The organism is Streptomyces sp. NPDC045022, from assembly GCF_056432605.1.
This window is the reverse complement of the sequence record NZ_JBWKIR010000031.1, coordinates 59,290-81,652: the sequence shown is the minus strand read 5'-3', so window position 1 is coordinate 81,652 and position 22,363 is coordinate 59,290. Positions and strand designations below refer to the sequence as shown.

Below are 22,363 nucleotides of genomic sequence, written 5' to 3'. Positions count from 1 at the left end.
CCCACGAGTACGAGACCAACCACTACGCTCAACACCAGCCCCAACCGGCGGCTGGAGTCAACGCATAGAGCCTCCACCGATCCCGGAGCGATTCAGATATGGCTGGACGCTCACGCTCAGCAGCGCCCTGCGGAGTATGTCAACGTCACACAGTTTGTTGACGAGTTCCAGATGGAAGACGAGGATCCGACCGTCCTTGCCCTCCAGCTGGAACAGCGCGGCCTAGCGGACATCGCCCGCAACCTCGCGGGCACCCCCGATGTCCATCTCACCGACGAAGGCCGTGTTGCGGTGTACCGGCTCAAGAAGCTGCAACAGGATCGCGCCGCTCGGCTGCGCTACACGATGGACGCCTTCGTGCGGTGGCTGTTCGACACAGCCGGAGACCAGACGCCTGTCGACCCGAATCTGTTCCTGATGGACCCCGAAGCGTCATTCGCCGGAGCTGATATCCCGGGGGCCGACGTGCATCAGGCGCTCGCTTACCTGGCGGAGAGCGACCTCATCGAACACATCGATACCAACCCCGCCTCGGTCGCCATTACCCCCAAAGGCGTCAGCCACGTTCTGTCAGGGCAGAGCGTGCATGAGCGTACGCGCGGCAGCCTCCGGGACACCCGGACGCCCGTACGCGGTGTTCTCAGCGGCGAAGGGCACGATGCCGCCCACTCAGCCGAGGTCACCCAGGGCGGCGAGGCCCGTTTCCCGGTACTGCGCCCTGATGTCCGTATCACCCCTGCTCCACAGCCGTCTGTCGGTGTGCTCATGGAACCTCCTGCTCACGAACAGGGCAGCCACGCTGAAGCCCGCGTCGTCCATGCGTTGGGCGATCCCAAGGCCTATCTCCGGGAGAGCCGCCCCCACCCCGACAGTAACCAGGCGGACGTATTCAAGGCCAAGCACAAAGCAACCGGTCTGGTTGTCGCAGTCAAGCAGCTGCGACAGAAGGCGCCGGGAGGAATGAAGGCGGCCCGCATGCGGCGGGAGATCGACTGCGGAAAGGCGCTGGCAGGCCATCCGCATGCGATGCCGATTCTGGATCATGCCGCCAACTACACGTGGTTCGTCATGCCCTGGGCTGAGGACACGGCATTCGACCACCTCCAGGCACTGGCCGATCCGACGCGGCTGCGGGCCTTGGTCGACGCCCTCACCTCGGTACTAGCTAAGGCACACGACCTCGGCTGGGTTCACCGTGACATCAAACCGCCCAACATTCTGCTGTGGGAGGGACGGTGGGTGCTGGCCGACTGGGGGACCGTGCGCCGTCCCGCAGGACAGACCACGAAGGTCGACCGGACTCGGGCCGGGATCGGCACCGAAGGCTTCTCCGCCCCGGAACTGTTCACCCACCCCGATGAGCGGCCTCAGCCCTGCAGCGATATCTACAGCATCGGCAGGATGATCGCCTGGGCCCTGACCGGCACCATGCCGCTGCCCAACAAGCAGCTGCTCCCGGCTCCCGGTCCCTGGCGCAACATCGTCCGGGCCGCCACACAGGAGGACCCCTCCCGCCGGCTCCAGAGCGTCAGCGACCTGGTAGCTCTGATCGAACGGGAACACGCTGAGATCCCGGCAGACCCCTTGGAGAAGGCTGCGGAACTGCTTGAGCAGGCCAACAGCGGCGACAGCGCCGCCGCCGACGCCTTCCTTGCTCTGCTCACCGACCACACGGACGACTTCGAGCTGTATGCCGTCCAGCTTCCCCTTCTCGCAGCTCACTTGGCCGCCCCAGCACTCGGCCACAGCGTTCTCCAAGCACAGACCGTCCTGCAGGCCCTGACCGAGCACGTCGGCGGGGCCGACACCCGAAGGGTCGAGTACGCGGAAGCCTCTCAGGTGACGGTCTGGCTCCAGGGCGTCGCCGCGCACGCGGCCGCCGAGCGGCAGTGGGACCTGTTGGAAGAAGCCATGCAAGCCATGTGCACGTGGGACGGTGCCTGGGACCGATGGGACGCGCGGGACATAATCAGCCCCTGGCTCGGGTCGCTCAAGGACGACGCCGCGGCCGTTGCCGCGGCGGTCCTGCGGGACCACCCGGACTCGGCGGAGCACTTCAGCCACTTCGCGGACGACCGGACCGTCGATCCGCGGATCCGCAGAGCCGTGCGCCAGGTGTAAGGCCTGCGGGATTCTCAAAGACCAGCCCGCCGGCCCCAAAATCTCCAGCCTCCTCATGCCCTTGGTACGGGCAGCCCCTGCTCTTCCCGCGGCACGTGACCCCTCTGGTGTCAGTGCTCCTCACTACTCTTCGAAGAGGACGTTACGAAGGGGGATGAGGTGGCCAACAAGGACATAGACCATCGAGCGATCGAGAAGCATGTCAAGGAGATCAACAAGGCCTACCAGCGTGCTGCCAAGAAATACCCGGTCACCGTGCCGGTCACCGGCAAGGGCTTCACCACCTCTGCCGGAATCCTCGGGGTGGGCATTGAGCAGGACCCGCAGCTGGTTCGACTCTTGGTTTGGCTGAGTGAGCAGCCACGCCACGGATTCGCAGAACAAGCCGCCTACGCCGAGCAGTCAGGAGTTCCCCTGGAGGACGTCCAGGTCCTGGCGCACGCCCTTGAGAGGGACGGTCTGATCGATTCGATGGGATCGTTCGATCAGGCCGACGCCTACAGGGTCACCGACGACGGGCGGGTGGAGCTGAGGCGGCTTGCCCAACTGCGCAGTGACCCCGCCGCTCGGCACCGCTACGCCACCGACGCGTTCCTGCGTTGGCTCTACACCACAGCCCACGACCAGCGCCCCACCGACCCCTCCGCCTTCCTGACCACCGCCGAATCTCACTTCGCCGGAGACGAACTCTCAGGAACGGAACTGCACTACGCCCTGGCTCGCCTCATCCACTCCGGGCTCGCTGAGGACGCCGGCACCGAGCCCAAGACCGTCGCCATCACCATCGACGGCATCGACTGCGTACTGTCTGGAGCGACCGTGAGCGACTACCTCAACCGAACCCGCCCCGGCGACTACTACAGCATCACCGGCACGAACGTCGTTGCTGGCTCGCAGGGCAAGGTCGAGCAGCACAACCACAACAAGTCCTTCGACCCCAGCGCCATGCGCGAGTTCGCGGCCCTGGTCCAGCAGCTCGCCCCTACCTATGGCATGGAACCCGCGCAGCAAGCCGAACTCATCCGCGACGCCGAAGTCCTCGCCGAGGAGGCCAGCAGTGAGACAGCGCAGCCAGGCCGAGTCCGTGCCGCCTTCGACACCGTGATGGGCGGACTCACGCAGATCGGCGCAGCATCCGCTGGTCTGGACCTCACAATCCAGCACGGGCAACAGGCCCTCAACGCGGTCTTCGGCAGCTAGACGAGTCATTCCGAAGTGATCGGGCCCAGTTGCTTGTGCATGACGATGCATGACCGACCGTGCTGAACGTCGGGACGGCGATCGATCTCCTGCCAGCTCAGCGAGCTCCAGAAAGCCAGGGCCGTCGGGTTGTTCTCCAGAACCGCGAGGCGGACGCCGTTCCGGCCTTCGGAGCGCAAGCGTTCCTCGACCAGATCTGCCAGCAGCCTTCCGTGGCCTTTGCGGCGCTGGTCTCCGTGCACCATCAGAAGTCCGATCCACGGATACCCGTCCCTGGGGTGCTGGCGGAGAATGGAGACCAGACCCACCACCTGGCCTTCAGCGTCTCGGGCGAGTAGGACGTCGAACCCGCCGGTGCCCGTGTCCTCGCGCAGTTCGGCTTCCACCTGCTGGGCCTGAACGCGCGCAGGGTCGTACTCGCCAGATATACGGCCGTACTCGGGGTTGGACGCGTAGATGCCGACAACCCCGGCGATATCACCCGAAGAGAGTCGAAGCGGAGAAAGAGACAGCGGCATGCAGGCAACAGTAACCAGCCCCGTGGCTTCCTGGCTCGCGAATATGGCGTCCAAAATCGGGCGGTGGAGACCGACCTGGATACCCTGATCACCGCGCTTTAGTGAAGATCGACGACGATATCAGGGGCACTCGATGGCTGGGGCGCCCTCCCAGGCTGACCGACTCTGAGCTTGTCTGCCTCGCTGTCGCCCAGGCGATGCTGGGCTTCACCTCGGAGTCCAGGTGGCTGCGGTTCGTCCATTCCCGCCTTGGCGCGATGTTCCCGTACGTACCGAAGCAGCCGGGCTGGAACAAGCGACTGCGGGCGGCACTGCCGCTACGCACCCGTCGGCGCCCAACCCCCCTCGCTCGCGAGCTCCCCCATGCCCGAGGGATGGCTCCCGCTGAACAAGACAACTGACCTGTCAGCCTTCCACCATCCTCTTGCGGGAGAACTTCTGCACGCAGAGCGCTTCACGCCCCGCCTGAAGAATCCCAAGGCGACCCCCACGCCCCGCCGGTGGCTGCAAGCGCGCCCAGCTCACCGTCTGGGGTGCCCAGCAGCCGCCGGCCAAGGAGTGGAAGTACGGACGGCCGAGCGCCCGGGAAGCCGCTCGCCAGGACGGTGCACCGCAGCCCCCACCCAGCCTGGCCTCCGCCGACTTCGCGGAACTCGACTTCGGTCGACCGGCCCTCCGCTCATTCTCGGCGGCTCACCGGGCTGAGCGGTACATGGCTCCTTACCCGAACTTCAGGTCGCTCCGAGGCCGGTCTGGAACGGCCCTCAGCGTGAGTGGAGCCAGACGCCGCCGTACGCCACGAGGGCGCCTCCGGCGGCAGTCGCTGAGCCGCGGAGCAGGTAGAGGCCGGCCTCGTCGCGAATCCGTCGTGCGCGTGCCGCCCACCGGGACGTAATGGGGGGTTTCCGTGCCGAGGTCGGACCCGTAGTCTCTCGGTCATGGACTTGCGCTTCTCCTTCATCGGGGATGTTCGGTCTTCTGCAGACGGCTCCCTGTCCACCAGGGGGCCGTCGCCGTTTCCGGTGACGGCACTGCCGCTGTCCACCTGTTGAGACGCCACTGCGTCCCGTGGGGCGGATGACACCAACGAAAGCACCCCGAATACCGCTCTGACCAGCGAAAACAGAGCTTTGCTCAAGAAAGTTCCCCTGTGCCTGCACGAGGCGAACCACGCAGAAGTGTGTCTTCCCGAGGCTTTGACGGGGTCCTATTGGTCGATGGTGGTCCCTTCTTGCTTTTGATGGGTGTCGTGCCTGGTCCAAGCTAGGCTGTGTAGGTTCAAGTGGGCTGTAGCGAGCGGGAGTTAGGCATGCCCCAGATTCTGCGAATGCCGAGCGAGGATGAGCTCCCGCACGGGCCTAAGAGGATCTTCGTGAGTGAGCTGTTCACCTACTTCCGCACAGCAGGGCGCCCCTCACCGGCCAGCATCGCGGCAGCCGCCTCTCAAGGGCCTCAACCCGCCCGCGTAACTGTGAGCCGTGAGACGGTCCGCAGGCTCCTCAAAGGCGAGACCACCAGCACATGGCCCAAGGTGAGAGCGGTGCATGAGGTTCTCTGCCAGATGGCAGACCACGACCCGACATGGAGGAGATTCCCTGACTCCTCCGACTACGACGAGGACAACGACACCCGCACCCTTCGCGAGTACATCCGCGATCTGTGGAATAACGCTATTGACGGCGTTGAGGTGGATGACGGTCCCCCTCAGCTAGCGCCGGTCCCGGAGCCGACACCGCCGCCCGCCCCGGAGGGGGGCTGGGGAAGCAACGCGCCCTCAGGGGGGTGGGGCGCTTCGCAGCAGCCGCAGGATGATCCTTGGGCCACCGGAACGCCACAGAAGAAGGCCAGCAGTCAGCAGGCGTACAGCGACGAACCTCCCTTCTGAGCACGGACGACCCGGTCTGCCTGGCACCCCCGTGCGACCGGGAACGCTGTGACTACGTCCAGCGCATGGCGATGGCGGACAGCTGCTCGATCCGCTCGGGTGATAGGGACGCGGCTCCCCGAGGCGTAGAAGGTGTTCTTCCTGGTCCCCGCCACTCTCGCCGTCGCGACTGTCGTCCCGCTAGTGACGGTGATCGTTTCGATGTGGCTTCTTGGTACGCGCAGGTGGCCTTCCCGTTGGTAGTACTGCTTGGCGACCGTGTGGTGGAAGGCCGAGGACGTGTTCCAGCATCCACTGCTGGACGACGCGCCGCCCACGCCCGAGCGCTGCCCTGCGCCACAGTCCCAGGAGTGGCCGCCGCGGCAAGAGGCCTCGGACGCAGAGGCTTATCCGAGCGGCGACAGCAGTTGAAGCACCAGTCGCGCTGCAGTCCACAGTGCAGTCCACAGTCCTGGCGCTCGTGCTCCCGGGACTGTGGGCTTTTCGCTGTCTGCCGGCCGAGCTACGGGGCGCCCGGGCTGGGGCGGGGAGCTGGCGTTACCCTCGGTCGGGCAGCCGCGGCCGTTTCGCCTGGTAGGGGGTGCCCTCTCTGCGATCTCTCGGCTTCGCGTCGGTGGTGGTGAGAGTCGGTGGTGATGTTCTGGGGTGGGGTCGGTCCGGGGCTGGTCAGCGGGTGTTGTGGTGGGGTAGGTCGCTGTCATGAGGTGAGAGATTGATGGACGGGACCACTGTCGTGGGGCTCTATCGCATGACAGCTGATGCTCTCTCAGGTTCGTGAGTTCTTACCTACACACACGCCGCGATCTACCCCGACGCCATCGAACTCGCCGCAGCAGCACTCGCCAAGCATCCTCACGATCCAGCAAGATCCACTGGCGAGAGCTCTCCCCATCTCCGAACGGTGGCACCCGCGGGTCACGGTCACTTCGCCACTCAAGATTCCTCGTTGCAGGTCAGAGCGACCGCGTCAGGGACGACTCGGTGACACAGGACACGGGGCCAGGCTGGAGGCGTGACCAGCGTGCCGATCGTCGTGCACCGGCCCTCCGTCTCGGGTGTCCGGAGGGTCACCTCGCACAGCGGCGGGCGGGACGGAATCCTCCCGCACATTAGAGCGCTGCCCCCTGCGCTGTGCCGGACTGCCTCAGAAGAGCAGAGGGCGAGCGGGGTGGACCGTGACCTCGGCTTCGGGGAAAAGGGCCTGGTAGGGGGCCGTTACTAGCCCTGTGGAGTGCTGCTCCAGGTACAGTCCGACCGTCCGGACCTGTGGACAGCTACCGGATAGTGGCGTGAGGCCAGTGTCTTCATGAACGCTCGTCACATACACGGTCTTGAGGCTGGGCAGGTGTGGGGCGGAGAGAAGCCCGGGGAGGTATTTAGCTGCGATGCTCATTGAGCTGAGACGCGGGAGTGTGGCGATCTCGGCCCAGTCCCTGGGGGTGAGGTCGCCGATATCCTCTTGGATGTAGAGGCTCTCTAGCGTCGGCCAGGTGCTCAGACCGCGCAGCCCAGTCTCCGCGACTGCGTCTCCGCCCAGTGACAACATGGTCAGAGAAGCGTCCTGCGGGAGCGTGGACAGCCCGCCCGGCAGAGGTGTCGAGGCGGTGAGCGATTGGAGGGTGGAGAGGAGGTCCAGCCCGGCTGTCCCTCCAAGGTCTCGGATAAACAGTGAGGTCAGCCCCGCCTCCGTCAGGGGCGTCAGGTCCTCAACTCCTGGACAGCGCACAAGATTGATGTGGCGGACGCAGGACATAGAGCCGAACGGCTGCAGGTCGTTCAGCAGGGTGTTTTCGTAGAGGCCAAGGTACTCCACCCGTTCGGGCAAAGCCTTGAGGATCTCTGCAGGATCATGGTCGCCTGTTACGCCTAGTCGTGTCCGATCGCCGAGGCGGGGCAGGGCGCGTACCTGTGCGGGCGAGGCGGCGAAGAGGAACAGGTCGTGGGTGTCGACGTGGCTCAGCACCTCGTCGGCGTACACCTCTGCATCGAAGAAATTCCACGCCCGCATCAGATTGATCCGGACCCTCTGCGCGGAATGGTTCCGGTATTGCGCGAGCACGGGCACCGCCGCTTCCGTGCCGACCAGCGCTGCCGTCGCCGTTACGGCTTCGGCTTCGTCGTCGGACAGTTCGTGCGGGCCTGGCAACAGTTCCAGGATCAACGGCCCGATCTGTGCCAGTTCCTTGGCCTCGGCGTCCGTGTGAGGTGGCAGCAGCGTTGCTGCTGCCACCTCGACCTGGCGTCGCACGGCCGGGTCGAGTTCCGTGGCGTGTTCCAGGCACGCCATCGCCAGCAGGTGGACACGCTTGTCCGAGGAGGCCGTCAGCAGATTCAGCAGCTCGGCCCTTTCACGCGGCCGGGCTTGTGCCACCGCCATGCGGATGACGTCCGCCCATTGGTCGTCGGCGGCGTGTTCCGCCAGCAGGCCGAAGTCGCCGGCTTCCACGGCCGCCCGCGCCCCCAGGTAGTCCTGAAATGTGCGGTGCACGAAATGAATCGAATCCGGGGTGGGGGAGAGGAGCAGGCCGGTGCGGATCAGGAAGTGGCGCAGCACGGCATCGGCGTCCCCGAGGACCTGCGCCGCTGGGATCGCCGGGAGCACCTCCGCGATGATGCTCTCTGCCCGGCTGCGGTCCAACTCCGTTCGGCCGTTGCGTATGAGCCAGTGCGCGAGTCGCTGGAGAAGCTGCAGCTGGGGCTCCTCGCTCAGTTGCGGGGTCACCATGTCACGTTCGCGGTCGCGGCGGACCAACAGCAGGGAGAGCGCAGATTCGTACAACTCCTTGCGACCGTGTGGAAGGTAGCCACGCCTGTCACGGTGCAGGGCGCAGATCAGGCCGCACATCAACGGATTCGTGGCGAGGCGCCCCAGGTCAGGCTTGGTGCGGACGGCATCGCGCAGCTGGGTCTCATAGGCGGCCAGGAGGGCGTCCTCGTCGGACGCGCCGGTGGCGGCCGCCCGATGCCAGCGCCTGATGAAGGCTGCCACATCCGACGGGCTCATCGACGAGAGGCCGAGTTCAGTGAATCCATCGGCGGCGAGCCAGTCCTCGCGCACGGCCGAGGGACGTGAGGTGACGAGCCAGCGGTTGCCGGGGTAGGCCTCCAGCAGGTCGCGCAGCCAGGTCCTTGTACGTTCGCGTTCGGGCTCCGGCACCTCATCAAGGCCGTCAACCAGGACGAGTCCGCGCCCGCTGGTCAGGACGCGGTGCTCCCAGCCTTCCGGCTGGGTGCCGGCCAGCGGGCAGCCGACGGCGGTAAGGAAGTGCGCAGGGGCGGGGAGGCGTTCGCCGTGCCGGGTGAGAGTGCGCAGGGTGACAGTCTGCGGGGAAGTGTCAGCTGGGCATCGTCATCTGAATGTCAGTGGCGCAGCCTCAGTGACCTGGTAGTTGGCACTGACGGATGGTGCTCACCTGTTGCTGACATGGGTGACGAAGGGCCAGGTCATTCTCATGCCGACTGCTACAGCGGGTGCGGGGTTTGTACTGGTCAGAGGCGTGAGGCCCTTGTGGGGAGCGTGGCGGTGTCGCTGGCCGTGGCGGGTCCTGGTCGTGCACGCCGCCAGGGTAACGGCCCTTGCGCCGACGGCAGTTGGGGTCACTTGTGGGGTCTGAACCGAGACACGAGGCCCGGCCCGGGACAGCAAGTCCGCGATGAGGGGCTGAAGGGGCCGAGATCCGGGAAAGGCCCGCGCATTGGGGCGGCATGTCCCGGATGGTCCTTCGGGCCGCTCCCACGCTGGGCGTGCCTCGGTCCGTCGAGGTGGTCGCGGACCGGGCGAGCTGGCGGGGCGGTGAGCGAGGACGGTGCGGCCGCCGTCCCCGCCGGCCATCGCCGGGATGGCCAGACTGGAGGCCGGCGCCCAGTACGCCGCGTCCAGCGGGCGAGCGCGGACCGGGCGCACTGGGGTTGGCCAGCCGTCCGACGTTTCTCTCGCCCGTCAACTGTGTTCGTTCTGCCACGAATCAACGACGGTCGCTCGCAGCGCCAGGATGCGGGAAACGAACGGCTTGCCACGCTCGGCTTCCGGTCATTGACCAACGGTCTTGCCTTTGGAGCGCGCCAGTAGTCTGGGCGCGTGACGCCCCACCAATGGAGCGTGCAGTGGGGGGATGTGTGAGCTTCGAGGAACAAGTCGCTCGGGCCCTGGGCAGGGAACGGGCCGACCGTGTTCAGGCGGCAGCCCGGCAGCTGATGACGCTGGCCGACGACGATGCCCAAAGCACGCAGGCCGTGGTTCACATCAATGTGCCGCTGCACGCCCACAACGCCCACGACGCGACAACCGAGCTCACCAACCTGCTCAACGCGGCCGCACCGGAGGAGACCTGGACGTTCGTCACCGTCTCCCATCCCGACGGCACGTGGTCGGGCAAGGCGAGCCCGTTCATGCAGGACACCACCGCGCTCGGCTCACGGGACTGGATTGCCCACTTCGCCCTGTCCGACCTGCACATGAGAATGGCGGCCTGGCGGCTGACCCAGCTGTGGCGCGCCGCCGAGCTGGCCGAGCAGACCGTGGAATCCCTGGGCCGCTGGCGGCTGCTCGTCGCGGCCGCATGCTCCCGCTCTCTGCTGGAGGGCGCGGCCGCACTCACCCACGAAACAACCCTCCTCCACGAGGCATGGGACGCGTTCAAGAAGGCTGGCCCGCCCACCACGGCCTCGCTCACCCGATTCAGTGCCGACCTCAACAACCGCCTGGCCAAACTCCAGTACGCCTCACGCGTCGGACAAAGTGCCGGCCGGCCGCCGGTGCTCCAGAGCACCAACGTGATGACCTACATCAACAAACTGGCCAAGAACACCACCACCGCCGACGTGCTCGACCTGTACGAATGGCTGTGCGACGCGGTCCATCCCAGCTTCGGCTCCGCCACCACTCACACCGTGCTGCGGGCCTCGGACCGGGCCAAAACCCATGCCATTGAGCACTACGCACGCCGCCCCCTGAAGCCGCTCGCCGCCTCTGGTTACGCCGTGCAGCCGACCGTCGCCCACGCCGCCGCCGACGCTCTCGTCCTGGCCGCCGATGTGGTCCACAGCAGTCTTTCGCTCGTGAAGTGGGCCATGGACGACATCGCCCTGACGGCCGAGATCCACGGCCTCAACCGCCTCTCCTACGCCGGCGGCAGCGACCAGCCACCCCAGCGCAGTGACGCCTGCCCGTGCGGCAGCGGCCGCAAGTACAAGCGATGTGTGCACCGGTGGGGGCAGCCAAGCACTCCACCCCCACCGGCCGCTTCGCCCTGAGAAGCCAGGCCGTAGCTCTAGTCCCGCTGCTGGTTCCGTGGAGGAACCGGCCATAGGTTCACGAGGTGCCCCACTCGCGCAGCGCCTTGAAGACAGAGTCGCTGTCCAGCTCGTGGCCTCGATCCAGACTCTTGAGGAGAGCCGTGGAACTCGTCATGCGGTCGGGGTAGTACAGCTCGGGTGCCAGACATGCAGGGCAGTCGCTTAGGAGGCAGAACGGTGAGAGGGGGAGGGGATCGTCGTTTGGGGGGATGAGGTAGAGCCGGTCGTCTGCCAGAGGATGTGCCGTGTCGAAGGAGACCGTTGCGAAGTCGGGGTGGTCTCCCATCAGGGCCAGGCCTGATACGCGGAACTTCCCGGCGTCAGGCATCCATTGGAGCCGGTCGGTGTGAACCCATCGGGTGTGGGCGAGGAATGCGCATCCCGACAGGCTGCTGAGCATCAGCGGTTCGATGCGCTCAAGGCTCTTCTCCAGCTCGGCTCGTGTGCGAGGGCCTGCGCCGTGCCGGATCTTGTTGCGGAGCACGACCAGTTGGTCGAGATCGGCAATCAGGCCTTTCCCGCCCTTCTTACGGGCTGTTGCCTCGACGAGGCCGGCGGCGGGGTCACCATGCTGGCGTGCGTCTTCGGCCACTGCCTTGACCACCCCCACCCAGTGGCCGAGGGAGACACCGCCCCGCTCAACGGACTGGCTCCACTGGGCGATGGCCGGCAGATCCTGTCGGCCGCGGTCGGCAGTCAGAGCAAGTGCCATGATGCCCAGAGACAGGATCAAGGACTCGGCGCACTGGATGGCCGCCTCGTGCTTTTCTGCCAGGGACAGGGAGTGCCGAAACTTGCGGACCGCGCGGGCTACGGCGTAGGGGTATGACTCCTGGAACAGCTTGTAGGGCTCGTTGTGCCGGCGCAGGTTCTGCGCGGTCAAGGAGCTGATCGCGGCGGCGTCATCCAGCCGCCCGCGCCGGGCTGAACCCGTTCCGCTTTCGAAAATCCGCATCCGCATCCGGTGGAGGTCGTCCTGGATGCGTGCGGCTTCTCGTTCCCCTTCGTCGAGCATGGCGAGGGAGGCGCGGATTTCGGACAGGCCGCCGTCACACTTGGGTATCCAGACGTCGGCCATCTCGCGGGCCTTGATGCGCGGGATGACTCCGTACTTCGGCAGCTGCTGCTCAGCCAGAGCGCTGGACAGGTAGGCGATCACGTACTCGTGGGGCAGAACCTCCTCAGTGAGCCGGATGACGATCAGGCCCTGGCCGGGCTGCACGCCGTCGTATTGGCTCGGCACACACGTCCAGTGGCGGGTACCGGCGAGATCCCTTCCGACGATGTCGCCCTGCCGCAACCGGCGGCGGGGTTCGCGCTGGTCTGCACGCAGGGGCAGGTCTGCCACATCCGGCAGCGTGCTGGTCAGCAGGGTGGGTGTCAAAACCCGCCGTCGCCCGTCCGTGTCCGTCGTATCCGGTTCCTCGTCCAGATCGGATCTGCGCACGGACCCGGGAAAGATCTCAGCGAAGTCCCCCAGACGAATGCCTTCCTGCGCGGCCCGCTGCATCTCATGGATCTGACGGAATCGCTCCAGCGACAAGTTGTAGTCCTCCGCGGCGATCTCCGCGCTGCTCACACAGAAGCTCTGCTCGGACCGGGCACGCCGGCGCTCGCTGCTGTGCCGCAGCCGCCAACGCCGCATGAGATCCGGGAGGTTGTTACGCGTGTGATCGACGGCATCCAGAACACTGTCGGGAGCCAGCCCGAGCTTGTCCTGCGCCAGCAGCGGCTCACGCCGGTCGTCCAGGCTCCAGCCGTCCGCCGTGAGATCGTAGAACCACACGCTGTCTGCCTGTCCGGCGTCCTTGGTGAAGAACAGGATGGCCGTCGAGACCCCCGCATACGGCTTGAAGGTGCCGCCGGGCAGCTGCACCACAGCCTCCAGCCCATGCCCGTCCACCAGCAGGCGCCGAAGTTCGATGTGCGCAGAACTCGAGCTGAACAGCAGCCCGGCAGGGACAATCACGGCCGCGCGTCCCCCTGCCCTCAACAGCCGCAGAATCATGGCGAGATGAAGAAGCTCGGCCTTCTTCGTACGAACCATCCCGAGCAACTCTGGTGCGACGGCCTCGTAGTCGACGCTGCCCGCGAACGGGGGATTGGCCAGGACAACTGAGTAGCGCTCACTCTCCGCTCCGGCGCCCTCCGACAGGTTGTCCCGGTACCGCAGGTCAGCATCCTCGAAGCCCTGAAGAGCCAGCCGCATGCTGCTCAACCGCAGCATGGTCTTGTCGAAGTCAAACCCGTGGATTCTGCCGCTCACCTTCGTCGCGCTCTGCTGTGCGGCGGCCGGGCCGGACCGGTGGACAAACTGAGCCGCGGCAGCGAGAAGACCGCCCGTGCCGCAGGTCGGATCGCACACCTCGTCGTCAGCTCCGGGCTCAGCCATCGCTGCCATCAGAGCCGTCAGATGGTGAGGCGTACGGAAGGCGCCGAAGGGACCGGCCGTGGCGACCCGGGCGAGTAGTTGCTCGTACAGACCGCCCGCGTTGGCATCCCCGGCCGAGAGCACCTCCTCGAGGAGGCCCACAACCCTGGCAAGGAGACTGGGAGTCGGGATCGTGAAACGAGCATCGCTGACGTGCTGCGAATAGGCCAGCCCGACGAAAGCGTGACTACGCAGCCAGGGAAACACCTCGTCGGTCATCGACGTGTACATGCGTTGAGGCGTCAGGCGGATGAGATGGGACCAGCGCAGATGCTGCTCGTCCTGAGTGAAGACAGGTTCCCTCTCCGGTGCTTCCTGCGGAACCGCCTCCCGGTCCCAGCGTTCCTGTATGCCGTCCAGCTCGCGGAGATACAGGAGGTGGGATATCTGCTCCACGATCTCCAGCGGATTGGCGATTCCCGCTGCCCAGAAGACGTCGAAGAGGCGGGTGGTGGTACGCATGAGACCGTCGTTCATCACGTACCGGAGACTATCCGCGCTGTCCACGGCCCGGTGGTGCATCCCGGCAGACCCGCGGGCGCCCGCGCCACGAACGCCCCGCCAGAGGGCGTGCTGAGCGTGCGTGTCTCGCCCTGGCCCGCAGCGGCGCCGGGACACGAGCGTGCCGGATCTCGGGGCTTCGCCAGAGGCGTTGCTGCCCAAGCGGTTGTCTCCTGGGCGGAATCGCAAATCTCCGGCACGCGGCCCTGGCAGTGCGCGTCCAACGAGCCGACACGGGGGGAGTGGCCCCGACCGGCCCCCGGGCGCCCACTGGCCGGGACGGAGCCGGAACAGCCCACTGGACGACCGCCGTTGACCTCACCCGCGTGAGCAGACCGCACCGTCCGCCGTGACACCCTGCGCGCACGCTGTCTGTACGCCACCCGGGGGAGTTGGGATCATGAGCAGACAGCCGGGCAGGTGGGGGAGTGGTGTCATGGGTTCGGACGAGATCAGGTCCCAGGGCTTCAGCCTGAAGGAACTGTTCCGTGATGTGACCTATGAGATCGACTACTACCAGCGCGACTACACTTGGGGCGAGGACGAAGTCCGCACGCTGCTGCGGGATCTGTGCGGATCGTTCAGGCACTGGTCGGCGAATCCGTCCTACCTGCGCCGACCGTACACCGCGCCGCAGTACTTTCTGGGGCCGTTCGTCTACTACGAGCCCTCGAAGAACCGGCGCTACCTCGTCGACGGGCAGCAGCGCTTCGTCACGCTGCACCTGCTCTTCCTGCAGCTGCGGCTGGCGGCACAGGAGCGCGCAGACAGCCGGGCCGTCGACCGGCTCAACCGGGTGATCACGACTGACGGAGAGCACTTCTCGCTCGGCATCACCGACCACGAACCCGTCCTGCGCGCAGTCGCCGAGGCCCGCAAGTACGAAACAGGCGTGGGAGATTCGCTCTCCCGCCGCAATCTGTGGGCGCGCAGCCAGCAGATCGAATCCCAGCTCGCGGAAGAACTCGACGCGGAGAACCTCCACCGGTTCACCGAGTGGCTGCTGGACCGGGTGGTCCTGGTCGGGATCCGCGCGGCCAGCTCCGACCACGGCTACCGGATGTTCGAGACGATGAACGACCGCGGCGCCCGCCTCACCGCCGTGGACCTCCTCAAGAGCCACCTGCTCTCCCACGTCGGAACGAACGAAGACCAGCTGAACACCCAATGGCACGAAATGCTGCGCGAACTGGCCACCGACCGGGAGGACTCCACAGCCGCTTCCCGCTTCATCAAGGCCTTCCTGCTGGCCCGCTGCGCACGCGAGGACCACGACGAGGACCGTCGGCAGATCGACAGCAACCTCAACGTATGGGTCCGCCAGAACGCCGCCCACCTGGGACTGGTGCCCGAACGGCCCGACAGCTTCCTGCACTTCGTGCAGGACCTGCTGAAGTCGGCCAGACTGTTCAGGCCCTTCCTCGCCGCCAGCCGCGCACTCAAGACAGGCGGCGACCGCCTGGAGACGGTGCTCTTCAACGAACGCAACGGACTCAGCTGCCAGGCGGTCACCATCCTCGCCGCCATCGAACCCGACGACCGGCCCTCGGACGCCAAGGACAAAGGCCGCCTCGTCGCCGACTACATGGACCGCTGGTATGCCCTGAGGGTCCTGCAGGACCTGCCCGTGCAGTCGGCCGACGCCGACGCCTTGGCCCACGACACCCTCGTACCCGTCCTGCGCAGGTGCCGCACCGTCGCCGACGTCGCCACCGCGCTAGGCGACCTCGTCACCCAGGACGCAGGCTCGATACGCGACGCGGTCACGCTCGGGCTGCGCGGCAACAACGCCCATCAGATCCGCTATCTGCTGGCCCGGGCCACCGCCTACGTCGAAGAGGCCTGCCAGCGCCCCCACGACGCGCTCGCCTACCTCGACCGGGACCGGTTCCACATCGAGCACCTGTGGGCCAACCACCACCACCGCGTGAAGGAGGAGATACCCGACCCCGTCGTCTTCCGCAGCCGCCGCAACCAACTGGGCGGCCTCGGCCTGCTTATGGGGCGCGAGAACTCCAGCATCAACGACCTGCCCCTGAACGACAAGGCCGCCTACTACGCCCGCAGCAACGTCCTGCTGGGCATCATCGCCCCCGGCTACGACCAACGAAACCCGCTGCTGCGCGAATTCATCAAGACCCACAAGCTCGACAAGGTCCTCAGGCCATTCGGTCCCCGGGAGACGATGACCTCGGTCGTCCAGACCCGCCAGGAGCTGTATCTGTGCCTGTTCGAACACATCTGGAACCCTGAGCGCCTCGGCCTACCCGTCCCTCCGACCAGCGAGCCAGAAGACGGCGCCCAGCCGCCGACCCGGCCCCGCCAGGCCGCCGCGCAGCGCCGGCCGGTTGCCGGGCGCCGCCGTACAGATGTCGCCCGCATGATCGCCGCCCAGATCCTCACCGCCGGCACACGGATCGTGCTCACCTACCGCTCCACCGATCACTGGGCCACCATTGACGAAGACGGCGGCATCATCCTCACCGCGACCGGCGGCACCCCCTACGGCCGGGTCGACGAAGCCGGAGCCGTCGCCCGCGGCACCAAAACCTGCCAAGGCATGAACGAATGGCACATCGAAGACCCAACAGGAGTCCGCATCAGCCTGCGCACCCTACGCGATCGCGCAGTGGCCTCCGGCGCCCTGTAACCCCGTCCGATCCGTTAGGCGAACCACCCCGGCCCCACGGCCTTTCACTGTGCGATGGACCGGCTCAGGGGCTGGCCGGTTCGGGCTGGCTTCCGGTCTGGGCGGCGGGTGCCGGCTGCGTCGCGTCGGGCGCTGTGTAGAAGACGGAGGCACCCTGTTTGGTGCGCTGGGCCTGGCTCTTGGCCACGAGCCCTTCGAGCGTGGTGCGCACGACGGTTGTCTTGATGGTGCGCTCGGGGTGTTGCTGGCCCAGTGCGGTGGTGATTTCGGCAGCGGAGCGGGGTTCGCTCTGGCCTGCCAGGTGTTCGCGCACGAAGTCGACGAGCGTGAGCGACGTTGACGACGCGGCCGCCGCCTTCGCGGCCTTCTCGCCGGTTCGCTTCCTGGCCGCGGGCGACTTCTTGGCCGTGCCTGATGCGCCTGCTGCCTTCTTGCGGGCGGCTGGCACCGTCGCGACGGGTTCAGGCGCAGCGGTCGTCGCGGGGACGCCGAGGGCTTGCTGGATGTTCACCAGGACGGTGTGGTCGTGCCGCAGGGCAGCCAACTGTGCCTGCAGCCCTTCGATTTCACCGCTGAGGCGTTCCTGCTCCTTGAGATTGCGTTCAAGGTCACCGGCCACCTGCGCGCTGTACTGCGAGGTCAACTCGGTGGTTCCGGTAGCGGTTTCGGACATGTTGTCTCAACCCTTCCTGGGCGCCACGGCCCGCGAGCAGCGAGGGGGCCGCGTATGCGAAATCCAACGCATGTGCTTTTCCGCCTGGTGTGCCGTGTGAGCAGTAGTAGTTACTGCTGCACAGTTGTGTTGTAGGGATAGTACGGAAGACACCAGCGGCGTTCTCTGCTGCATGGCTGAGATTGCCGTCGGCAGGACCTGCACGTGGGTCAGTGCGAGGGTGCTTTGTGGGGCAGAGGGTGTGACTGTTGACGCGAAGCAGGTTGCCAGGGTGTAGAAGGCCACTGGCTGATCAAGAGTTCTCCGGATATGTACCAGGAGGTTCACCACGCGCCTCATGAGGCTGCCCCGTGCGGAGAAAATCTGTGCCCCAGCTTCTCTGACTCACTCAGCGCGGTGGGTGGGAGTTGATCCACGACAGGCCGCCGAGGTCGAGGTGCTGTCGGGCGCGGGTGACGGCGACGTAGGCGAGGCGGGCGTCGGTGTCGCTGACGGGTTCCGGGACAGGGCGTCCTTGGTCGTCGTGCTGGTCGGTGTCCTTGGGCGGTGGGAAATCGTTGCCGATCTGGACGGTGGGCCACTCGCGGCCTTTGGCAGTATGGGCGGTGGAGACGGTCACGTCGGCATGGGTCTCGTCGGTGAGCTGGTCGACCGCGGCGAGGATGGCGTCGGGGCCGTGGGTGTCGACGAGGTCGACGAAGGGCTGCAGGTCACGCCCGGCAGGATCGTGGGCGGCGTAGTCCTGCAACTCGCCCCAGGAGCCGAAGAGCACGAGCTCGGGGTGAGAGGTGCGGCGGCCGTCCTTGAGATCGCGAGCCGCAAGGGCGAGCGCGGCCAGCTGCTGCCCGCCCCGGGTGAGGGCGACGCGGTGGCCGGCGGCGAGCAGGCGCATGACTTCGGCCATGGCGCCGATGTTGGTGCGGCACAGCACCGCGTCCGGCCGGGTGAGGCCCCCGACTTCGGTAGGAATGGCGTCGGTGCCGGTCAGGCGGATGGGTGCATCGGCGAGCGTGAGCCACCGGTTGGCCTCTTCCGCGATCAAGGGGCCGAAGCGGAAGGAGCGGGTCAGGGTGAGAGCAGTGGCGTCGAAGCCGGTCATCACGTCCCGCGCACCGCGCCAGCCGTAGATGGCCTGGGCGGAGTCGCCGACCATGACGAGCTGGGCATGGCCACGCTGGGCGGCGAAGACCTCCTCAAGGACCGGGTTGGTGTCCTGGGCCTCGTCGAGGAAGAGGAAGTCGGCTTCGAGTCTCGGCTGGGTCAGGGCCCACATTTTCAGGTAGTGGTCGTGTTCGAAGCGGACCACACCTGTCTCGGGGTGGTGCAGGTCGGCCCAGGCCTTGACTGCGAACGGCAGGACTTCATGCGCAAGTTGGGCGTGCTCGCCGAAGGTGGACAGGCCGCGCAGGTGCGGTACGTGGTGGCGGGTCAGGGTGCGGTCGGCGGAGTAGCAGTAGTGGGTCACGGTGCGCAGCACGGTGTGGGAGAGCGTCCGGGGGCTGATCTCGTGATCGCCGATGCGGACCGGGCGGGTGATGCCGAGTGCCCGGCCGGTCTTCCAGGCCGGCTGGCGGGGGCTGTTGAGCCGGCTCGCATAGCGGTGCCCTACGGCGGCGTAGGCCGTGGCGTGGGCGGTCTTGCACACCACCGTGCGGGGGAAGCGGGTGGTGGCATCGCGCGCGATGTCCTTGTTGAAGGCGAGGTAGCGGCCGCGGCTGAGGGTGCTGGCGGCAAGCAGGCTGAGGGTGCTGGTCTTTCCCGTCCCGGCTCCGGCCTGCAGGACGAGATGGTGACCGGCCCGGAAGGCGTCGACGGCGTGGGCCTGTTCGTCGGTGGGCGTGTGCAACAAGGGCTCCGCGAAAGATTGAAGAGGATCAGGGGGGCCTGCAGCCGCCGTGTCGGGAGCGGCGTAGGAGAAGGAGTTATGGCGCTGTGCGAGTGGGATGGTGCTGGTGGCTGTGCAGGAGGCCGGCCACACAGGCCAGGACGTCTTCGGGTGTGTGGTGGGCGAGCAGACTCTCGAGCCGAACCTCCAGGCGCCGGGCGCGTTCCTGATCCTCCCGGGCAAGGGCCGCGGTCACCCGCCGTCGGAGCAGGTTGTGGGGGCGTTGCCCCAGGACTGTCGCGGCCTGGCGCAGTGCCCTGTCGGCGGTGTGGTCCAGGGCGACGTTGAGCAGGACCTGGCCGTGCCGGTCGGGGAAGTGCGTGGTCAGGACGTCGATCGGTAAGCGTGCGCCCAGCTGGCGCCGCAGCGTGTGCAGGGCGCCGCCGGGACTGCGTGCGCTGTAGACCGCCATCAGCCGGGTGCGGTCCGCGCTCGCGGCCAGGGACACGCCGCAGTGTGCATACCGGAGTTCGCCGGGAGTGGCAGGCCTGGTCAGGGCGATCTCGACGGCGTGGTGCGCATCACGGCCGGGCCGCCTGCCGTGCACGGCATGCAGGCCCGGGGCGTCGAACGGGGGTGGGCAGGCGGGTGTGGATGTGTTCGTGGTGGTGCAGCGGGTCGAAGGGCTCCCAGCCGGCCACCGCCAGATCGGCGGCCGTGGGCGTGGCCGCGTGCTGCGGACAGCGCTGGGCGCGCCAGCGCAGCTGCTCGGCGTAGGGGACGCCGGTGAGGTCGTAGACGGCCATGACCTCGGCGGGCAGGGCCAGTTGGCCGCCCGTCGCGGTGGCGGGGACCAGTCTCCAGGTGCCGGCCGGGGCGTCGGAGGCAAGCAGCGGGCTGGTGCAGCGGTGGCGGCGCCGGGTCTGGGCGACACACTGGATTTCATCCACCGGCCGGGAGGCGAGGTAGCGGACGTACAACAGCTGCACGATGGGCCGGGCCGGGCGGCAGACGGGCGGCTGGGGCGCCGAGCTGTCCGGCGAGGCCGGGGGAGGAGTGAAGACCCCGGCGTCGATCATGCGGCGGGTGTGCACGGCCAGCGACCGGCGCAGCCCGGCCAGTTCAGGGGGAGCCGGTGCCGTGTCGCGGGCGGGACAGAGGACGGCGTGCGGCAGACGGCACCAGCTGCTGCCGTCCCCGGCCGGGTGGGCGATACCGGAGCTGACCTGCCAGCGGCAGGCGGCGGGCACCCGGGCGGTCGGCAGTTTCTGCGGATGGAGACGGACCGGCCGGCGGTCGCTGCGGTGGTACCACTCGATCCGGTTGCCGCAGTCGCGGCACCGGCCGCTCTGTCCGCAGCGCAGCAGCCGGCTGGCGCCGTCGGGGGTGACCTGAAGGGAACGGCGCGCGCGGTGGGCGAGGACGGGGCTGCGGTCCCAGTGGCGGGAGGCGGGAGGTGTGGAGCGCATGCGCGTGAACCTGCCAGCCAACACGCCGCATCCGCGGCAGCGGTGGGGCCGGATCGCCCGCTCAGCCGCACATGGTGCCACTGGAGTGCGAACGGACGGTCGCTCGTTCGAGGCGGTCTCGCCGGTTTGGGTGATCCGGGGCGGCCGCCCGGACGGGGGTCAGTCCCCGCTCGGCCCCGGCAGGTCGTGCCCGCGGCACAGCGTGCTGAAGAGTTCGTCGAACGGGGTGCCCAGAGCGTGGGCGAGGGCGTGCCAGGTCTTCAGCGTGCCGATGGTGCGGCCCTGCTCGATCTCGATGACGGTACGTCTGGCCAGGCCGCTGCGGGCGGCGAGCTCGTCATAGGTCCACCCGCGCGCGGGCCCGCAGACGCGCGAGTTCCAACCGCAGCGCGTCGAGGTCCGGATCGGGCGGCAAGATCGTCACCCGTCCATCCGACGGTGCAGACCCCTGCCCTGTCAGTGCAGACCTCTGCCCTAATTTCGCAGGTGGTGACGCCAGCGAAAGGGCAGACCTCTGCACTACGGTGGGCCGCCGCCCCAGCCCCGACGGGACCGGCGCGCACGCAACAGCAGGAGGAACACGCGCCCATGAGGCTGCGCACAACATGCCCAGCGACACCACGCGCCTGGACCGTGGAACTGCGCTCGCACCCCAGCGGGCTCGTCCTCGTATGCCAGCAATGCCCCCACGGCAGTGGACCGGTCACCGCAGCCTTCGCCCGCTCAGCCGCCCTCGCCCACCTCGCACGACACGCACGCGGCGACCTCCTCCCACCCCACCTGCGCACCTGCCAATGCCACGAACGCGGCTGCCGCTGGCACCCCCGCCACCGCGGCTGCGCCGGCCCGATCCGCCTCCTCCTCGCCCGCGAACGCGGCGGACGAGTCTGGCGACTCGCCGACGCCTGCAGTGCCTGCGCCGCAGCCACAGCACACGCCGCCGTCGTCCCCGACACAGCCCTCGCCCGCGCACCACATCCCGCAACCACCCGGCGCCGCAGACGACAGCCCAAGGGCCCAGGCGCCCGGATCCGAGTCCGCGAAATGCTCAGCTACCTCGCCGCCGCCCTCCCCGAAAGCACCCCGGCCGCAGCGCGCCTGCTCGCACTGCAGTGCGCGCTACGCATGAACACCACCATGCGTGTGCGGCTGCCCAAAGGCATGCTGCGCAGCCTCCGCCTCGACAACCCAGACCCGTGGCGCGACCTGGAACACGCACGATGGCTACGGATCGGCTCAGGAAGAGCCGCCAACGAGGTCGTCGCCGAACTGCTCGACGCAGCACTGCTCAGCCAGGCCCCTGCCGGCCCCGACCGAACGCAGGCCGCAGACTGGGCACTACGCGCCACCACGGCCTCGACAGCCGGGGCAACGGTCGGCCCACAGCTGCAACTGGCAAGCCTCTACCTCACAGCGAACGCCGACCCGGATACCGGCACTGGCCTGGCCGAACCCGGCCAGATGGCACGCGCCTGCGGAACCCATCCCGCGCGCCTGCCCACCCTTGATCAACTGACCGTGACGGGTCTGCTCAGCTCCTGGTACACCTGCCCGAACTGGGGAGACCTGCACTGGACTCTGGCGTACCCAGGGGGAGATCGGCAGCCGGTCCCCTCGAAAGATCCCGAACACCCTGCGGATCGGGCACAGAATCGAACGATCACCCGGCCCTGCGCCCTACAACGACGAGCGCCGTCAACCTGCTGAGACCGCCGATGGGTTGACGGCCGGCAGTGCGACCTTCGCCCTGTCGGCAAGTGCGGCAGTAGACCCGCCAGGAATGGACAGGAGGCGT

General features: G+C 67.6%; 12 protein-coding genes and 4 pseudogenes. 7 read left to right on the top strand and 9 right to left on the bottom strand.

All coding sequences use genetic code 11. From position 1 onward, the window contains the following. Positions 1-171 precede the first annotated feature (171 nt). Positions 172-1,434 (top strand): annotated as a pseudogene (locus AC07C1_RS35035) (protein kinase domain-containing protein); the annotation flags it as partial. Between the two features lie 401 nt (positions 1,435-1,835). Here the strand turns inward: AC07C1_RS35035 and AC07C1_RS35030 are convergent. Continuing rightward, complete coding sequence (locus AC07C1_RS35030) at positions 1,836-1,994, bottom strand: hypothetical protein (RefSeq protein ID WP_376494626.1); 159 nt, start codon at positions 1,992-1,994, stop codon at positions 1,836-1,838. Positions 1,995-2,280: 286 nt separating this feature from the next. Between AC07C1_RS35030 and AC07C1_RS35025 the strand changes: the two genes are divergently transcribed. Beyond that, a complete protein-coding gene (locus AC07C1_RS35025; protein WP_478945754.1) occupies positions 2,281-3,321 on the top strand; it encodes a hypothetical protein in 1,041 nt (346 codons plus the stop codon). A 5-nt stretch (positions 3,322-3,326) separates the two neighbouring features. On the opposite strand, the gene AC07C1_RS35020 is transcribed toward AC07C1_RS35025, so the two are convergent. Next, positions 3,327-3,839, bottom strand: coding sequence for an N-acetyltransferase family protein (locus tag AC07C1_RS35020; RefSeq protein WP_478945752.1), 513 nt, complete (start codon positions 3,837-3,839; stop codon positions 3,327-3,329). A 63-nt stretch (positions 3,840-3,902) separates the two neighbouring features. On the opposite strand from AC07C1_RS35020, the pseudogene AC07C1_RS35015 reads away from it, so the two are divergent. Together AC07C1_RS35015 and AC07C1_RS35010 are read left to right on the top strand one after the other, a co-directional pair. Beyond that, a pseudogene (locus tag AC07C1_RS35015) lies at positions 3,903-4,159 on the top strand (IS982 family transposase); the annotation flags it as partial. Positions 4,160-5,148: 989 nt separating this feature from the next. Next, a complete protein-coding gene (locus AC07C1_RS35010) occupies positions 5,149-5,724 on the top strand; it encodes a hypothetical protein (RefSeq protein ID WP_478945750.1) in 576 nt (191 codons plus the stop codon). A 1,144-nt stretch (positions 5,725-6,868) separates the two neighbouring features. Here AC07C1_RS35010 and AC07C1_RS35005 read toward each other — a convergent pair. After that, positions 6,869-9,052 (bottom strand): annotated as a pseudogene (locus tag AC07C1_RS35005) (NACHT domain-containing protein); the annotation flags it as partial. Between the two features lie 788 nt (positions 9,053-9,840). Here AC07C1_RS35005 and AC07C1_RS35000 point away from each other — a divergent pair. After that, entirely contained in the window at positions 9,841-10,977 is a 1,137-nt protein-coding gene (locus AC07C1_RS35000) for a YecA family protein (protein ID WP_478945748.1), read from the top strand. 58 nt (positions 10,978-11,035) lie between these two features. Here the strand turns inward: AC07C1_RS35000 and AC07C1_RS34995 are convergent, their stop codons facing one another. Further along, on the bottom strand, positions 11,036-13,927 hold the full coding sequence (locus tag AC07C1_RS34995) for a class I SAM-dependent DNA methyltransferase (RefSeq protein WP_478945756.1): 2,892 nt from the start codon (positions 13,925-13,927) through the stop codon (positions 11,036-11,038). 424 nt (positions 13,928-14,351) lie between these two features. On the opposite strand from AC07C1_RS34995, the gene AC07C1_RS34990 reads away from it, so the two are divergent. Continuing rightward, positions 14,352-16,601 (top strand): GmrSD restriction endonuclease domain-containing protein, encoded by a 2,250-nt coding sequence (locus AC07C1_RS34990; RefSeq protein WP_478945746.1) that lies wholly within the window; start codon positions 14,352-14,354, stop codon positions 16,599-16,601. A gap of 64 nt (positions 16,602-16,665) precedes the next feature. On the opposite strand, the gene AC07C1_RS34985 is transcribed toward AC07C1_RS34990, so the two are convergent. From AC07C1_RS34985 to AC07C1_RS34965, 5 genes and pseudogenes are all read right to left on the bottom strand, one after another. Continuing rightward, positions 16,666-17,274, bottom strand: a complete 609-nt coding sequence (locus tag AC07C1_RS34985; protein ID WP_478945744.1) for a hypothetical protein — start codon at positions 17,272-17,274, stop codon at positions 16,666-16,668. 388 nt (positions 17,275-17,662) lie between these two features. Further along, positions 17,663-19,120 (bottom strand): UvrD-helicase domain-containing protein, encoded by a 1,458-nt coding sequence (locus AC07C1_RS34980; protein WP_478945742.1) that lies wholly within the window; start codon positions 19,118-19,120, stop codon positions 17,663-17,665. Positions 19,121-19,196: 76 nt separating this feature from the next. Then, positions 19,197-19,607: a hypothetical protein gene (locus AC07C1_RS34975; RefSeq protein WP_478945740.1), complete on the bottom strand. Its 411-nt coding sequence runs from the start codon at positions 19,605-19,607 to the stop codon at positions 19,197-19,199. Positions 19,608-19,680: 73 nt separating this feature from the next. Next, positions 19,681-20,568, bottom strand: a complete 888-nt coding sequence (locus AC07C1_RS34970; RefSeq protein WP_478945738.1) for a DUF6083 domain-containing protein — start codon at positions 20,566-20,568, stop codon at positions 19,681-19,683. 159 nt (positions 20,569-20,727) lie between these two features. Continuing rightward, positions 20,728-20,992: pseudogene (locus AC07C1_RS34965) on the bottom strand (helix-turn-helix transcriptional regulator). Positions 20,993-21,612: 620 nt separating this feature from the next. Between AC07C1_RS34965 and AC07C1_RS34960 the strand changes: the two are divergent. Beyond that, positions 21,613-22,275, top strand: a complete 663-nt coding sequence (locus AC07C1_RS34960) for a hypothetical protein (protein ID WP_478945736.1) — start codon at positions 21,613-21,615, stop codon at positions 22,273-22,275. The last annotated feature ends 88 nt before the right edge of the window (positions 22,276-22,363 follow it).

Coding starts and splice junctions, on each gene's coding strand:
- AC07C1_RS35020 (WP_478945752.1), bottom strand. CDS start 3,839: ATGCCGCTGTCTCTTTCTCCGCTTCGACTCTCTTCGGGTGATATCGCC.
- AC07C1_RS35010 (WP_478945750.1), top strand. CDS start 5,149: ATGCCCCAGATTCTGCGAATGCCGAGCGAGGATGAGCTCCCGCACGGG.
- AC07C1_RS34995 (WP_478945756.1), bottom strand. CDS start 13,927: ATGAACGACGGTCTCATGCGTACCACCACCCGCCTCTTCGACGTCTTC.
- AC07C1_RS34990 (WP_478945746.1), top strand. CDS start 14,352: ATGAGCAGACAGCCGGGCAGGTGGGGGAGTGGTGTCATGGGTTCGGAC.
- AC07C1_RS34985 (WP_478945744.1), bottom strand. CDS start 17,274: ATGTCCGAAACCGCTACCGGAACCACCGAGTTGACCTCGCAGTACAGC.
- AC07C1_RS34970 (WP_478945738.1), bottom strand. CDS start 20,568: ATGCGCTCCACACCTCCCGCCTCCCGCCACTGGGACCGCAGCCCCGTC.
- AC07C1_RS34960 (WP_478945736.1), top strand. CDS start 21,613: ATGCTCAGCTACCTCGCCGCCGCCCTCCCCGAAAGCACCCCGGCCGCA.